Source organism: Rhodoferax sp. (assembly GCF_028688795.1).
In the GTDB taxonomy this organism is placed as follows: domain Bacteria; phylum Pseudomonadota; class Gammaproteobacteria; order Burkholderiales; family Burkholderiaceae_C; genus Rhodoferax.
In genome coordinates this window covers 140,202-153,719 of sequence record NZ_JAQTXM010000003.1, presented here as the reverse complement: position 1 = coordinate 153,719, position 13,518 = coordinate 140,202, and the positions used below count along the sequence as shown (strand labels likewise).

At 55.8% G+C, this 13,518-nt stretch carries 15 protein-coding genes; 3 read left to right on the top strand and 12 right to left on the bottom strand.

Translation table 11 applies throughout. From position 1 onward, the window contains the following. Window positions 1-12: 12 nt before the first annotated feature. Genes pilQ through PHQ58_RS03620 form a run of 6 tightly spaced genes read right to left on the bottom strand, consistent with a single transcriptional unit; the run spans window position 13 to window position 5,428 of the window. Window positions 13-2,100, bottom strand: a complete 2,088-nt coding sequence (pilQ, locus tag PHQ58_RS03645) for a type IV pilus secretin PilQ (RefSeq protein WP_300107284.1) — start codon at window positions 2,098-2,100, stop codon at window positions 13-15. A gap of 41 nt (window positions 2,101-2,141) precedes the next feature. Further along, on the bottom strand, window positions 2,142-2,687 hold the full coding sequence (locus tag PHQ58_RS03640; protein ID WP_300107040.1) for a pilus assembly protein PilP: 546 nt from the start codon (window positions 2,685-2,687) through the stop codon (window positions 2,142-2,144). Then, window positions 2,684-3,364, bottom strand: coding sequence for a type 4a pilus biogenesis protein PilO (locus PHQ58_RS03635; protein ID WP_300107037.1), 681 nt, complete (start codon window positions 3,362-3,364; stop codon window positions 2,684-2,686). Before PHQ58_RS03635 ends, PHQ58_RS03640 begins: the two co-directional genes overlap by 4 nt. Window positions 3,365-3,375: 11 nt before the next feature. Then, window positions 3,376-4,014 carry a PilN domain-containing protein gene (locus PHQ58_RS03630; RefSeq protein ID WP_300107034.1) on the bottom strand — a complete coding sequence of 213 codons (639 nt, stop codon included), beginning with the start codon at window positions 4,012-4,014 and terminating at the stop codon, window positions 3,376-3,378. Beyond that, window positions 4,011-5,090, bottom strand: a complete 1,080-nt coding sequence (locus PHQ58_RS03625) for a pilus assembly protein PilM (RefSeq protein ID WP_300107031.1) — start codon at window positions 5,088-5,090, stop codon at window positions 4,011-4,013. The genes PHQ58_RS03630 and PHQ58_RS03625 overlap by 4 nt, the downstream gene beginning before the upstream one ends. Window positions 5,091-5,101: 11 nt before the next feature. Next, window positions 5,102-5,428 (bottom strand): hypothetical protein, encoded by a 327-nt coding sequence (locus PHQ58_RS03620; RefSeq protein ID WP_300107029.1) that lies wholly within the window; start codon window positions 5,426-5,428, stop codon window positions 5,102-5,104. On the opposite strand from PHQ58_RS03620, the gene PHQ58_RS03615 reads away from it, so the two are divergent. Next, window positions 5,427-7,751, top strand: coding sequence for a penicillin-binding protein 1A (locus PHQ58_RS03615; RefSeq protein ID WP_300107027.1), 2,325 nt, complete (start codon window positions 5,427-5,429; stop codon window positions 7,749-7,751). The two genes, PHQ58_RS03620 and PHQ58_RS03615, sit on opposite strands and share 2 nt — an antisense overlap. On the opposite strand, the gene cyaY is transcribed toward PHQ58_RS03615, so the two are convergent. Next, on the bottom strand, window positions 7,741-8,079 hold the full coding sequence (gene cyaY / locus PHQ58_RS03610; RefSeq protein ID WP_300107024.1) for an iron donor protein CyaY: 339 nt from the start codon (window positions 8,077-8,079) through the stop codon (window positions 7,741-7,743). The two genes, PHQ58_RS03615 and cyaY, sit on opposite strands and share 11 nt — an antisense overlap. Window positions 8,080-8,091: 12 nt before the next feature. Here cyaY and PHQ58_RS03605 point away from each other — a divergent pair, with 12 nt between their 5' ends. Continuing rightward, window positions 8,092-8,304, top strand: coding sequence for a lipoprotein (locus tag PHQ58_RS03605; RefSeq protein WP_300107021.1), 213 nt, complete (start codon window positions 8,092-8,094; stop codon window positions 8,302-8,304). 75 nt (window positions 8,305-8,379) lie between these two features. On the opposite strand, the gene PHQ58_RS03600 is transcribed toward PHQ58_RS03605, so the two are convergent. The 3 genes from PHQ58_RS03600 to PHQ58_RS03590 form a co-directional block, all read right to left on the bottom strand. After that, entirely contained in the window at window positions 8,380-9,033 is a 654-nt protein-coding gene (locus tag PHQ58_RS03600) for a sulfite oxidase heme-binding subunit YedZ (RefSeq protein WP_300107018.1), read from the bottom strand. Then, the gene (msrP, locus tag PHQ58_RS03595) at window positions 9,033-10,031 is read right to left on the bottom strand and encodes a protein-methionine-sulfoxide reductase catalytic subunit MsrP (RefSeq protein WP_300107015.1); all 999 of its coding nucleotides are present in this window, start codon (window positions 10,029-10,031) and stop codon (window positions 9,033-9,035) included. Before msrP ends, PHQ58_RS03600 begins: the two co-directional genes overlap by 1 nt. Before the next feature lie 194 nt (window positions 10,032-10,225). Continuing rightward, window positions 10,226-10,858 (bottom strand): c-type cytochrome, encoded by a 633-nt coding sequence (locus tag PHQ58_RS03590; protein ID WP_300107012.1) that lies wholly within the window; start codon window positions 10,856-10,858, stop codon window positions 10,226-10,228. 82 nt (window positions 10,859-10,940) lie between these two features. Here PHQ58_RS03590 and yihA point away from each other — a divergent pair, with 82 nt between their 5' ends. Next, window positions 10,941-11,723, top strand: coding sequence for a ribosome biogenesis GTP-binding protein YihA/YsxC (gene yihA / locus PHQ58_RS03585; protein ID WP_300107281.1), 783 nt, complete (start codon window positions 10,941-10,943; stop codon window positions 11,721-11,723). 44 nt (window positions 11,724-11,767) lie between these two features. On the opposite strand, the gene PHQ58_RS03580 is transcribed toward yihA, so the two are convergent. Both PHQ58_RS03580 and PHQ58_RS03575 read right to left on the bottom strand, forming a co-directional pair. Then, window positions 11,768-12,634, bottom strand: a complete 867-nt coding sequence (locus PHQ58_RS03580) for a lipid A biosynthesis acyltransferase (protein ID WP_300107010.1) — start codon at window positions 12,632-12,634, stop codon at window positions 11,768-11,770. Between the two features lie 19 nt (window positions 12,635-12,653). After that, window positions 12,654-13,484, bottom strand: a complete 831-nt coding sequence (locus tag PHQ58_RS03575; protein ID WP_300107007.1) for a lysophospholipid acyltransferase family protein — start codon at window positions 13,482-13,484, stop codon at window positions 12,654-12,656. Window positions 13,485-13,518: the final 34 nt, after the last annotated feature.

Here is a 13,518-nt window from a genome sequence, read left to right as displayed (position 1 = left end):
GTTTTCTGTTAACTATCGTGCTGACCGCTCCGCCACCACCTTAGGGGTGATGAACACCAGCATTTCCTGCTTGTTGGCAATGCGGGAGCGGCTCTTGAAAAGATTACCCACGCCAGGCAGGTCGCCCAGCACTGGCACTTTGGTTTCACTGTCGGTCTCGGTCATCTCAAAGATACCGCCAATCACCACGGTGCCACCGTTCTCCACCAAAACTTGGGTTTGAATGTGCTTGGTGTTGATGGCAAAGCCTGCGGCAGTAGACTGACCAACCGTGTCCTTGTTAACATCCAGCGCCAAAATGATATTGCCTTCAGGTGTGATCTGCGGGGTCACTTCAAGCTTTAAATTGGCTTTTCTGAACGCAATGGAGGTAGCACCGCTAGAAGTGGCCACTTGGTAGGGCAGTTCTGTACCTTGTTCAATCAATGCCTTGATCTGGTCAGCAGTGACCACACGGGGACTTGACACCACTTTGCCCTTGCCATCAGCTTCCAGTGCAGACAATTCCAAATTCAGAAACCGATTGGCTGCCGAACTGAAGATAGACAACGCAAAGGTAGCAGGCGAATAGCCGCCCTGCCCCACCGCGGGCAGATTGACAAATGCACCCGTTAAATCCACCGTACCACCGGCACCGCTGCTGGCCACGGCGTTGCCATAACTGCTGCCAAACGCGACGCGATTACCACCACCAATGGTGTAGCCACCGTCACCGCCCTGCTGCGCACGCAAGTCACTGCCGCCCAACTTAACACCCAGAGATTTACCAAAGGTGTCTGAAGCCTCAACAATGCGCGCCTCAATCAACACCTGCCGCGCAGGAATGTCAAGCTTGGCAATCAATTGCTGAACCTGTTCCAGCTTGCTTGGAATATCAGTCACAAACAACTGATTGGTCCGCGCCTCGGAAATAACACTGCCACGTGGGCTAAGCAAACGCGCACCACCGGATGCGTTGCTGCTTCCGCTGGCTGCGGTCAGTTGCGCGGCAACCTCGGTCGCCTTGGTGTAATTCAATTGAAATGCTTGGGTACGCAATGGCTCCAGCCCCTGCAAAGCCGCAGCGGACTCCAGATCAAGTTTTTCTTTGTTGTTGATCTCATCTTTCGGCGCAATCCACAGCACGTTCCCAGTTTTACGCATGCCCAACCCTTTGGCTTGCAAAATGATGTCGAGGGCCTGATCCCACGGGACGTCTTGCAAGCGCAAGGTGACCGTACCGTTAACCGAATCCGAGGTAATCACATTGAAGTTGGTGAAGTCGGCAATCACTTGCAGCAGCGACCGCACCTCAATGCTCTGGAAATTCAGCGACAGCTTTTGACCGCTGTAACCCGGCCCCTGAGTCAGCTTCGAGGCATCCACCTTGACGGGCTTGATTTCCACCACAAATTGTTCATCACTCTGGTAGGCGCTATGCGTCCACTGGCCTTGCGGCTCAATGACCATGCGGACACGGTCACCGGTCTGGAATGTGGTGACGGTTTTCACTGGGGTACCAAAGTCGGCCACATCCAGGCGCCTGCGCAAGCCTTCAGGCAAGGTGGTTTTCATGAACTCCACCACCAGCGTCTGGCCCTGCTGGCGAATGTCGACGCCCACTTGGTTGTTTGGCAGCGCCACAATCACGCGGCCTGAGCCCTCATCACCGCGCCGAAAATCCAGGTCGCGAAGCGGCAAGGTGTCGCGGCTTTGGTTCTCGGCAAACACTTGCGCCACCGGCGCCGGCGCAGCACCGGTCAAGGCATCTAAAACCACCAACAAGGACTTGCCTTGTAATTGGGTCTTGTAAGTGGTGAATTGCTTCAGGTTCAACACAACACGGGTGCGGTTACCGGCCTGCACCACGCTGACCGACTTCAAGTTGCCTTGGTTGACCTCAATGTTAGAACGCCCCATGGCGCTCACCACATTCGGAAAATCAAGCGCAATGCGCGCTGGCGACTGAATCGAGAACCCGGCAGGCAGCTCGGTTAACGCCTGACTAAGGTCAACCCTGACCACTTCCACTCCGCTTTGGAGTGAGCCCGTGACAGATTCGATAGCCACTTGGGCATGAACCAGACTCGTCGTCACCAGCAGGACAAAAGCCGAGCACATGCGTCGGCACAACGCCCCAACATTTTGACTGTTATACATTTTCATTTTGACCTCTCTTGCAACTGCAGGCTTGCAGTGCGCTCAATCCACTCACCAGCTGCGTCCTGCACGATTTCGCGCAAACTCACTTCAGTTTCTGAAATTTTGGTGACTCGTCCAAAGTTTTGGCCCAAATGGTCTCCCACCCGCACCTGGTATAGCAATTTACCTACCGTCACCAAGGCGACTGGTTTGCCCGCCTTGACCATGCTACCGACCAAAGCCATGCCATCCATGGGGAACTCTTCAAGGGGTTCTTTGCGTCGGGCCAATTCGGGCGCAATCAGCGCGCCATTGGATGCCGCTTGCGTCGAGTCTTTTTTCAGGGACTGCGTGAGCTTGACGTTGCTAAACGGCTCGACGTCGCTGACCATGGTGTAAAGCTCAGGCTTGAACACCTTGGGCTCGGTGATTGGCTTGATCTTTGGGTGGGTTTCGCTTTTTTGTACAGCCATCCATTGACGCAAGTCATCCTCTGGTGCTGCGCCGCACCCGGTCAAAGTGGCCGCAACAATCAGCCCAAACAAGACATGTAAGTACTTGCTCATTTGGCAGCCCCTTTTGCGCCTTTGGCAGCAGCCGTGCGCTGCGCCGCGATTTCTTCGGAATCGAGATAGCGGAATGTTTTTGCCGTGGCATCCATGGCCAGCATGCCGTCTTTGGCAGGCAGAATAGCCAAATTATTCAAGGTCACAATGCGGGACAAATTGGCGATGTCCGCCGCAAAATTCCCCATGTCGTGGTACTTGCCCGTGACCCGCAGCGCAATGGGTAATTCTGCGTAATAGTCCTTCACCAGCACCTGGCCTGGCCGAAACAGGTCAAACTGCAAGCTGCGCCCCAAGCCTGCCTGATTGATGTCAGACAACAGGGCGTCCATTTCAGCCTTGCTGGGCAATTGCTTTTCAAGTTGCGTCACGTACTGCTGTACTTGCTCGCGCTGCTTTTTCAGGGCCTCAAGGTTGACGGCCTTGACCAGCTTTAGCTTGTACTCATCGCGCAGCTTGAGTTCTTTTTCCTGCTCAGCGGCCAATGCTGTTTGTGTGTCACTGAGCCACACAAACCACAAAACGACGACCAACACGGACACCACCGCGGCATACAGCGCATAGCGCGGCACAGTGGGCCAACTTGATGGGTCTTTGGTGTCGAGATTGCGGAACTGGTCAGTGACTTTTTCAAGCTCAGCCTTGAAGTCAATGGAAATTTTTGGGGAGGGAGCCATGCAGAAAGCCCTTACTTCGCCAAAGGCGCAGATGCAACCGCTACCGGCTTGGCTTGTGGTGCGCCCACGGGCACCACCTTTTCGGCCTCGCTGGCACGCACAAGCGTCACTTTGATGTTGAAATTGGCCACCCGACGCAAGTCACGAGGTGTCAGCGCAACGGTGCCAGCCACAATTTCAACCAGCTCCGGGCGAGAAAACCAGGGGGAGTTGTTTCCCAGGTTGCGTAACAACTCTGACACGCGCTCGTTTGACTGTGCTACCCCTTGCAGGGCAACATTTTGCCCATCCTGGCGCATGCTGCTGACATAAACACCTTCTGGCAACTGGCGCGCCAGTTCGGTCAACAAATGCACTGGCAAATTACGGTCTGACTGCAAATCTTCTACGGCTTGCTGGCGTGCCCGCAGCGCAGCAATTTCAGCCTCCAGGCCAGCGATGTCTTTAATTTGGGCGTCAAATTTTTCGATTTCGGTCTGCAAAATCTGATTGGCGTCTTGTTGCGCCGATATTTGCGCTTGAAACCAGAGGAACACCAGCCCAGCCAACACCCCTCCGATCAACGCAGACAGGCCCAGACCCACGTTGAAGAGGTCTTTGCGCCGCTTGCGGGCGGCTTCGCGGTGCGGTAGTAGGTTGATCAGGATCACGACATGAACCTCCGCAAGGCCAACCCGCATGAGGTGAGGTACGACGGGGCTTCACGCGTCATTTTGGTGAGTTTGATGTTGTCAGAAATCTCCATGCCATCAAACGGATTGACCAGCGTGCAGGCAAAAGTGGTTTGCTGGGTGACCGCGTCCGTCAGACCCGGTAAAGCTGCTGAGCCACCGGCGAGCATCACCATGTCAACCTTGTTGTGTGTGGTGCTGGTAAAGAAAAATTGCAGCGCACGACCAATTTCCTGCACCAAACTGTCTACAAAGGGCTTCAGCACGGTGCTGGTGTAGTCGTCAGGCAATTCGCCACTGCGTTTTTTACTTTCTGCCTCTTCCACCGAAAAACCATACTGACGTACGATCATCTGCGTCAATTGGGCACCGCCAAAGGCTTGGTCACGGTCGTATAACAACTCATCGTTGCGAATCACCTGCATGCTGGTGGTCATGGCGCCAACCTCGAACAAGGCCACGATGCTACCGGCCCCTTTGTTGGGCATGTTGCCAATCAGCCGACTGGTGGCCAGGCGTGAAGCGTACGACTCGACATCGACAATCACAGGCTTCAAGCCAGCCGCCTCGGCGAGGCCTTGAATGTCCTGGACTTTCTCGCGCCGGGAGGCTGCAATGAGCACCTCAACATCACCGGACGCGTTGGAACTTGGCCCAACAATGCAAAAGTCAAGACTGACTTCGTCGAGCGGAAACGGAATGTATTGATTGGCTTCAGACTCAACCTGCTGCTCCAACTCCTGGTCCGACAAACCGCCGGGCAGCACAATTTTTTTGGTAATGACCGCTGAAGGTGGCAGGGCCATGGCCACATGTTTGGTTTTAGTGCCACTTTTTTTGACCAAACGGCGCACGGCATCAGCCACCTCGTCGAATTTTTCGACGTTGCCATCGGTGATCCAACCGCGCTCCAGAGGAACGATTGCGCAGTTTTCAAGCACCAAGTTACCGGCCTTATCCCGACCCAACTCGACCAACTTCACGCTGGATGAACTGATGTCAAGGCCCAGCATGGGTGCAGGTTGACGACTAAACAACGACCCCAAAGAAAACAATACGATCTCCTTTACAAATTCTTTAACAGGTACATTGCTCTTGATAATTCACTTGAATAGTAGCAGCAAGAACGTTGACCAGCAATGATATTTACCCCTTTAGCAACCCACAACCGTTGCCAAATATAGACGCTTGGCAAGGTCGCTTGATACACCAAGACACAACAATCATTGAACCAACGCGCAGTTTCAGGCCAGGAAATGCTAACCTGATATTGGCTGCAAAGCCCGTTTTTATAATCGCCGCCATCACTCTTTTGTTCTTTTATGTCCGTTAAAAATTCGCCGGCCTCACCCGACTCCCAGAAAACTGACGCCCGCAAGGCGCGTGCGCCCATGCACTGGGCCTTGAAATGGGCACTTGGAACACTTGCGCTGCTGCTGGCCGGTTTTGTCTCTGTCCTCACGGTGATAGGCATTGCCATGGCCGTGGCCTTTCCCAATTTGCCAGACATATCCGACCTGTCTGACTATCGCCCCAAATTGCCTCTGCGGGTTTTTTCTGCCGAAGGAACGCTGATTGGTGAGTTTGGCGAAGAGCGCCGTCACCTGACCCGCATTCAGGACATTCCTAAGGTGATGAAAGATGCGGTGCTGGCCATCGAAGACGCACGTTTTTATGAGCACGGTGGCGTGGACTACAAAGGCATGGCGCGTGCCGCGCTGGCCAATCTTGGGCGCATCAAGAGCCAGGGGGCGTCCACCATCACCATGCAGGTGGCGCGCAATGCTTACCTCTCCACAGAGAAGACCTACACCCGAAAAATTTACGAGATTTTGCTGACGTTCAAGCTGGAACACATGCTGACCAAAGACCAGATTCTTGAGGTTTACATGAACCAGATTTTTCTGGGTAACCGCGCTTACGGCTTTGCCGCTGCGTCTGAAGCCTATTTTGGCAAGCCGCTAAAAAGCATCTCGATTGCCGAGGCCGCCATGTTGGCTGGGCTACCCAAGGCACCGTCTGCCTACAACCCCATCAACAACCCAAAGCGCGCCCGGTCACGCCAGCTCTACATCATTGAGCGCATGCAGGAAAACGGCTTCATCACTGCTGATCAGGCGGAGGCGGCCAAGCACGAGGAACTCAAGGTAAAAACCAACTCCGACAACACCGGCGTACATGCCGAGTACGTGGCTGAAACGGTGCGCCAGTTGATGTTTGCGCAGTATGGCGAAGACACCTACACCCGCGGTCTCAATGTCTCCACTACGCTGCGCACCGAAGACCAAGCAGTGGCCTACACCGCACTGCGCCGCGGCATCATGAACTATGAGCGTCGCCAGGTGTACCGCGGCCCAGAGCAATTTGTGAGCCTGCCCAATACCCCGGCAGAGCTGGAAGACATGATCGTGGACACCTTGCAGGATCATCCCGACAACGGCGATGTGATGTCAGCCGTGGTGCTAGACGCCAACCCCAAAAAGATTCAGGCGGTGCGCCAAAACGGCGAAGTGATTGAAATCACCGGTGAAGGGCTGAAGCCCGCGCAATCCGGCCTGTCTGACAAGGCGGCTGCCAACATCAAGATCCGCCGTGGTGCCGTGATTCGTGTCGTACAGACGCCCAATAAAACCTGGGAGATCACGCAGCTGCCAGAAGTTGAAGGCGCCTTTGTTGCCGTTGATCCGCGCGACGGCTCGATCAAGGCCATGGTGGGCGGCTTCGACTTTGCCAAAAACAAGTTCAACCACGTTACCCAAGCCTGGCGGCAGCCGGGCTCAAGCTTCAAGCCCTTCATCTACTCCGCAGCCTTGGAGCGCGGCGTGACGCCGGCCACGGTCATCAACGATGGCCCCTTGTTCTTCAGCGCCGGTGTGACGGGCGGACAAGCCTGGGAACCAAAAAATTACGATGGCAAGTTTGAAGGCCCCATGACCATGCGGCGCGGCCTGGCCAAGTCAAAAAACATGATTTCCATCCGCATTCTGCAAACCGTAGGCGCACAAAATGCGCAAGCTTGGGCGACACGGTTTGGCTTTGATGCCGAAAAACATCCGGCCTACCTGACCATGGCGTTGGGCGCTGGTTCGGTCACGCCGCTGCAAATGGCCACGGCTTACTCGGTGTTTGCCAATGGCGGCTACCGCATCAACCCTTGGCTGATCACCAAGGTGACAGACCAAAAAGGCAAGGTGCTGGCGCAAACACAGCCGCCTGTGGCAGATGAATCCAGGCGCGTGATTGACGCACGCAACGCGTTCATCATGAGCAGTCTGCTACAGGAGGTCACTCGCTCAGGCACGGCAGCTTCGGCTCAGGCCAAACTCAAACGCCCCGACCTGTATGGTAAAACCGGTACGACCAATGATTCAATGGATGCCTGGTTTGCCGGCTATCAGCCCACCCTGGCAGCTATCACCTGGATTGGTTACGACACACCCAGAAAACTCGGTGACCGTGAAACCGGTGGCGGCCTGAGCTTGCCGGTATGGATTGAGTTCATGGCACAGGCGCTAAAAAACGTGCCCGTGATGGAACCTGCCGTGCCCGAAGGCGTGGTCAATTCAGGCGGCGAGTGGTTCTACACCGAATACAGCGGCGGATCAGGCGTGTCGGCGCTGGGCATGAACAGCGGCACAGACACGGAACAACCTGAAGTAATCCAGTTGCCACCGGCCGACGAGAAAAAACGCATTCTGGATTTGTTCAAAAACTAGGGGCTGAAAACGCAAGCGCCACGCCAGACTGCTCACTGGCGTAGCGCGACAATGATTCAAAAAACTCACCCTGACCTTTGGTATCCATCCATTGTTTGCCATCAAATTGATAGTGAAAACCTCCGCATTTTGCGGCCAACCAAATCTCGTGCAACGGTTTTTGCAGGTTGATGACGATCTGGCTGCGGTTGGCAAAGACCAACGTTATCATGCCGCCGGTGCGCTGGTTGTCGATGTCGGCCTGGGTGTCATCATTGATGCGGTCGCAACTGGCTTCCACCCCTGCAAGCACACGTTCGGACAAGTCCATGAATTCTGAGTCGGTCATTACAATTTCACCATGCTGTTGATTCCTCAAATTCTAGTCCGCACCCTTGCCCTTGGTGCCAGTGCGGTCGCACTGGCAGCTTGCGGTCAACAAGGCCCACTGTATTTGCCCGACACGGGCGGCGCGCATCGCGCCACCCTGCCTGAGTCATTGTTGCCCCGACCGGGCACACCAAGCACGACCCCACAACCTGCAAGCACAGCCTCTACACCCAAAAATCTCTGAGATCACACAGCCGAGCTGGCCAACCTCACTTGGCATACCTTGGCGATGAACGCTTTTGCGTTTGTCAAATAAGAGCTACAGCCTATTTTTATGTAAATATCGCCACATCCGCCAGCCCATCAAGACAGCCAGGATGACGGCATAAAGGGCCACTTCGGCGAAGTCGTTTTTACCCGCGCGCATCCAGAAGAAATGCAACACGGCCAAGCCCGCCACAAGGTATACCGCCTTGTGCAAACGTTGCCAATTTTTAGCGCCCAACGCCTTGATGGCCCGATTGAACGAGGTCAGTGCAAGGCTACTCAACAGCACAAAAGCGGCAAAACCCACCAAAATGAAGGGCCGCTTGCCAATATCTTTGGCGATGTCAGTCACATCAAAAGCCATGTCAAAACCGCTGTAGCTCAGCAGATGTAGCACCACATAAAAGTAGACAAATAGCCCCAACATGCGGCGAAACCGCGCCAACGCCGGGTTACCGGTGAGCACGCGCAACGGTGTCACAGCCAGCACCACGCACAACATGCGCAGCGTCCAATCACCCGTGGAGCGAACCAGGGCTTCGGCTGGATTGGCACCCAATTGGTCAAACACCGCCGACCACAACAAATAGACAAAAGGCAGCATGGCCAGGACAAACACCAGCGGCTTGGCCAGCGAATGCAGGCTCAAGGCCTTGAAACGGCGCAACAAGCCTTGGTGTAGGCCAACAGTCTGGCTGGCCTGCATCAGAAGAATTTCTTCAAATCCATGCCGGCATACAACTGACCCACTTGCGCCTCGTAGCCGTTGAACATCAGCGTCTTGCGCTTCTTGGCAAACAAACCGTCTTCGCCAATGCGCCGCTCCGTGGCCTGGCTCCAGCGTGGGTGATCCACGTCGGGGTTGACGTTAGAGAAAAAACCATACTCATTGGCCGCAGCCTTGTTCCAGGCGGTAGCAGGCGGCTTGTCAGTGAAGCGGATTTTCACCAGACTCTTGCCGCTCTTGAAGCCGTATTTCCATGGCACCACCAGTCGCAAGGGCGCGCCATTTTGTTTGGGCAGGACCTCGCCATACATGCCAAATGCCAACAGGGTCAACGGGTGCATGGCCTCATCCATGCGCAGGCCCTCGACATAAGGCCAGTCCAGCACCCTGGAGCCAACACCTGGCATCGTCTTAGGGTCGGCCAGCGTCACAAACTCCACGTACTTGGCGCCACCCAAGGGCTCCACCTTTTTAATCAACTCAGACAGTGAGTAACCCACCCACGGAATCACCATCGACCAGCCTTCCACGCAGCGCAGGCGGTAGATTCGTTCCTCTTGGGCGCTGAGTTTGAGCAAGTCTTCCAGGGCATAGCGACCAGGTTTTTTGACAAGGCCTTCAATCTCGACCGTCCAGGGGCTGGTCTTGAGTGTGTGGACGTTTCTGGCAGGATCAGCCTTGTCGGTGCCAAACTCATAAAAATTGTTATAGGTGCTGGCGTGCTTGTACTCGGTGATTTTTTCCATGGTCAAGGCGCCAGCCACCGATGTTTTAACGTGCGCCAGCGCCGCTTGTTGCCCTGATGGCGTCCAGCTTTGTGCAAACGCCTCACGCGATGCCCACGAGGCCAACGCAGCACCTGCAGCGCCGGTGGCCATCAAGCGAATCAAGTCGCGCCGGGATTGGTAAAGCTTAAGCGGTGTGATGTCGCTCGTGGCCGAATGATGAAAGCCTTGGGCAGTGGTTTTGATGGTCATGAAAGTGTCCTTTGTGCCGTTTTAGTCGGCGAAGGATATGTCTTCTTACAAAAACTTGTCGCAGTGGCAAAACAAACACCCATGCCCACCCCGCATGCTCGAAAAAAAAAGCAGGTTGTTCAAAACAACCTGCCTCATTGGCTTCACTATACAGGCGACGGTGTCACCTGAACAGCGCAAAAACCGCCGTCTGATCAGTGCAGACCGGCAATGTAATCAGCAACCGCCTTGATTTCGCGATCATTGAGCTTGGCAGCGATTTGCGTCATTTGCAGACTGTTGTTGCGAACCCCATCGCGAAACGCCGTCAATTGAGCCACGGCATATTCTGCATGTTGGCCACTCAGACGCGGGTATTGCGCTGGAATGCCGGCGCCGTTGGGACTGTGGCAACCAGCGCAAGCCGGAATCTGGCGGTCTGCAATGCCACCGCGGTAAATCTTCTCGCCCAGCAACACCAGCTCTTTTTCTTTAGCAGCACCGGGTGTGGCCTTCTTGCTGCTGACCCAGTAAGCGATATTTTTCATGTCGTCCGGGCTCAACGCAGCCGCCATGCCAGTCATGATTGCGTTTTCACGCTTGCCTGCCTTGAATTCCTCCAGCTGCTTGATGAGGTATTGGGGGTGTTGCTGTGCCAGCTTGGGATTCACCGGAATCAGGGAGTTGCCATCGGGCGCGTGGCAGGCAGCGCAAACGCCTGCAAAACTGGCTTCACCTTTGGCCAAATCGGCTTTGGCGGGCGCTGCTGCTGCGGTTTCGTTCGCAAAACTTGAGAAAACAGCGGCGGCCAAGGCGGCAGCGATGGTGAATGTGGCAATCAGCTTCATAGGTGGACAGATCAGTTGATGTGGTGTGGGGATACCGCGCAATTCTACAATGGGCCAATTACACAGCGCCCACGTCATGACCATTCAAACCAGCCCTTCCGTCGCAACCCCTGTCATCCCCAGCGAGCAAGCCATTCAAACGGTCAGCCCGGTGGTGGCTTTGGGCTGGCTTCACACGGCCAAATTTCTCACCACCGCACCGCAATTGCATTTTTTGCCGCCACTGGAAGTGCCAGAATTTGCCTTTGTAGGGCGCTCCAACGCGGGTAAATCCACCTGCATCAACACCCTGACGCAACAAAAGCAGCTGGCTTTTGCCTCCAAAAAGCCCGGCCGCACCCAGCACATCAACCTGTTCTCATTGGGCAAACAAGGTGTAACCGACGCGATATTGACCGACCTGCCGGGCTATGGCTACGCCGCCGTGCCCAAGGCCGACAAGATTCGCTGGCAGCAAGTGATGGCCAATTACCTGGTCACGCGCGAAAACCTGAAGGCCATTGTGCTGATGTGCGACCCACGCCACGGCCTGACCGAACTGGATGAAATTCTGCTCGACATCGTGCGGCCACGGGTCGAAGAAGGCCTGAAGTTTTTGGTGATCCTCACCAAGGCCGACAAACTGACACGGGTGGAACAAAACAAAGCGCTGTCTATCATGAAACTGCAAGCCGGTGGCGGTGAAGTCAGGCTGTTTTCAGCCCCGAAACGCATTGGCATTGAAGATGTGGCCACCTTGTTGTGGCAATGGGCACACCCGGCGGCATCCGGGGTATCGGCTCTGCCAACCCCGGCAGCGCCCGTGACCACGGTCAACGATGAACCGCCGGAAGTCGCTGATGACGCCGAAGGCACTACTAATTAAGTAGCTGCTTACGCTTATTAATAAAGGGCTAGAGCCTGATTTTATCAATAAAAATCTGGTTGGCCCAGTGGCCGGTCCTTGAAGCGTTTGTGCACCCAATAGTACTGATCAGGCATGGCATCAATGTAAGTTTGCAGACGCTCATTCATTAACACGGTGTCGGCCAGCGGGTCATCAGTCGGAAAGCCAGCCCAAGCGGGCAACACCTGCACCTCGTAGCCTTTTGGTGTCATGCGCGTTACCACCGGCACCACCTTGGCACGCCCCAACCGGGCAAAGCGTGACAGCGACGGCACCGTGGCAGCGCTCACCCCATAAAACGGCACAAACAGCGATTCTTGCGGGCCAAAGTTCATGTCGGGCAGCAAGTAAAGCGGATCGCCCTGACGCAAGCTGGCCACGATGGTTTTCACACCATCAGCCCGACCAAACAAGCGGCTTGAACCAAAACGCTGGCGGCCCTGCAAAATCCACGCATCGGCCACGGCATTGGATTGGTCGGTGTAAATGGTGGTGAAGTGCCTTGGCAGATGCTGTGTGAGCGCCGTCCAGCCCGCATCCAGACCCACAAAATGCGGTGCAAAAATCACCACCGGGTCGCTGCCGCTCAGCTCTTCCACAGCACCTGTGAGTTTCAAACGCAAGCGCACCAAGTCAGGCGCGCCATGCCAGAGCCAGCCTCGGTCCAGCCAGGCTTGAGCAAAACGCACAAACACCCGGCGTGACAGGACACGCAGTTGGATCGGGTCAAGATCCGGGAAACACAGGTGCAAATTGGTCTGCACCACACGTCTGCGCGCGCTCACCACGGCGTACAACACCCAGCCCAGCAAACAGCCCATGGCACGTACCAAGACCAACGGCAGGTGAGCCATAAGGCGCATCAAAAAAAGAACAAAACGGGTACCCATAGCGATGTGTGGTGATGCCTTAAAGCGAATGACGCGGCTGCTTGTAGCGTGCATAGCCCCACAAATACTGTTGCGGGCACTGCAGCACCAACATTTCCATGGCGTGATTGACCGCAGTGACCGCCTCCAGCAACGTAGCAGGCAGTGTTTCCGTCAGGGGTTGCACATGCACCCGGTAACCACGCCCCCAACTGAGGCGCTCGCCCCAAGCCAACAAGACAATGGCACCGGTTTGCTGCACCAGTCGCACCGACAAGCTCATGGTGTAGGCATCGCGGCCAAAAAAAGGCGCGTTCAAGCCCATGCCCTCGGGCGGCACTTGGTCGGGTAGCAAGCCCACCGACTCGCCAGCTTTCAGCGCCTTGATCATTTGTTTGACCCCAGAGAGCGTGGTCGGCGCCGTCGACAGCCCCGGACGCTGGCGTGCAACCCCCACCACCTCACGCAACCAGGCCTGCCGCGGCGGGCGAAACAGCACGGTCATGGGCTTGCCCAAGTGCCCATAACGCTGCACATAAGCTTGCGGAGCGATTTCAAAGCAACCCAGGTGCGGCGTCAAAAACACCAAGCCCCGCCCCTTCTTGAGCACCGCCTCGACATGCTCAGCGCCATCCCACAAGATGCGCACCGGCCCACCCAACCAGAGTCGCGGCAACTCAACCACCAGCTTGCCGCTTTCGCCCACGGCACCAAACCATTGCCGCCACGTCAAACCGGCCTGACGCGCGTTGGACACAAAGCGCCTGCGGTAAGTGGGAGAGGCCAAAAACACCAGCCAACCCATCGCCGCGCCCAGGCCATGCAGCAGCCACAAGGGGCAGTGAGACAGCAATTTGAAGAGGGTGATCATGGGGTGGGATAAACTACGCGCGTCGCCGAGTTAC

Bases quoted from the DNA above. Each gene is read 5' to 3' on its own strand.
- pilQ (WP_300107284.1), bottom strand. From the start codon at position 2,100: ATGTGCTCGGCTTTTGTCCTGCTGGTGACGACGAGTCTGGTTCATGCC.
- PHQ58_RS03640 (WP_300107040.1), bottom strand. From the start codon at position 2,687: ATGAGCAAGTACTTACATGTCTTGTTTGGGCTGATTGTTGCGGCCACT.
- PHQ58_RS03635 (WP_300107037.1), bottom strand. From the start codon at position 3,364: ATGGCTCCCTCCCCAAAAATTTCCATTGACTTCAAGGCTGAGCTTGAA.
- PHQ58_RS03615 (WP_300107027.1), top strand. From the start codon at position 5,427: ATGCACTGGGCCTTGAAATGGGCACTTGGAACACTTGCGCTGCTGCTG.
- PHQ58_RS03620 (WP_300107029.1), bottom strand. From the start codon at position 5,428: ATGGGCGCACGCGCCTTGCGGGCGTCAGTTTTCTGGGAGTCGGGTGAG.
- cyaY (WP_300107024.1), bottom strand. From the start codon at position 8,079: ATGACCGACTCAGAATTCATGGACTTGTCCGAACGTGTGCTTGCAGGG.
- PHQ58_RS03605 (WP_300107021.1), top strand. From the start codon at position 8,092: ATGCTGTTGATTCCTCAAATTCTAGTCCGCACCCTTGCCCTTGGTGCC.
- PHQ58_RS03600 (WP_300107018.1), bottom strand. From the start codon at position 9,033: ATGCAGGCCAGCCAGACTGTTGGCCTACACCAAGGCTTGTTGCGCCGT.
- msrP (WP_300107015.1), bottom strand. From the start codon at position 10,031: ATGACCATCAAAACCACTGCCCAAGGCTTTCATCATTCGGCCACGAGC.
- PHQ58_RS03590 (WP_300107012.1), bottom strand. From the start codon at position 10,858: ATGAAGCTGATTGCCACATTCACCATCGCTGCCGCCTTGGCCGCCGCT.
- PHQ58_RS03580 (WP_300107010.1), bottom strand. From the start codon at position 12,634: ATGGGTACCCGTTTTGTTCTTTTTTTGATGCGCCTTATGGCTCACCTG.
- PHQ58_RS03575 (WP_300107007.1), bottom strand. From the start codon at position 13,484: ATGATCACCCTCTTCAAATTGCTGTCTCACTGCCCCTTGTGGCTGCTG.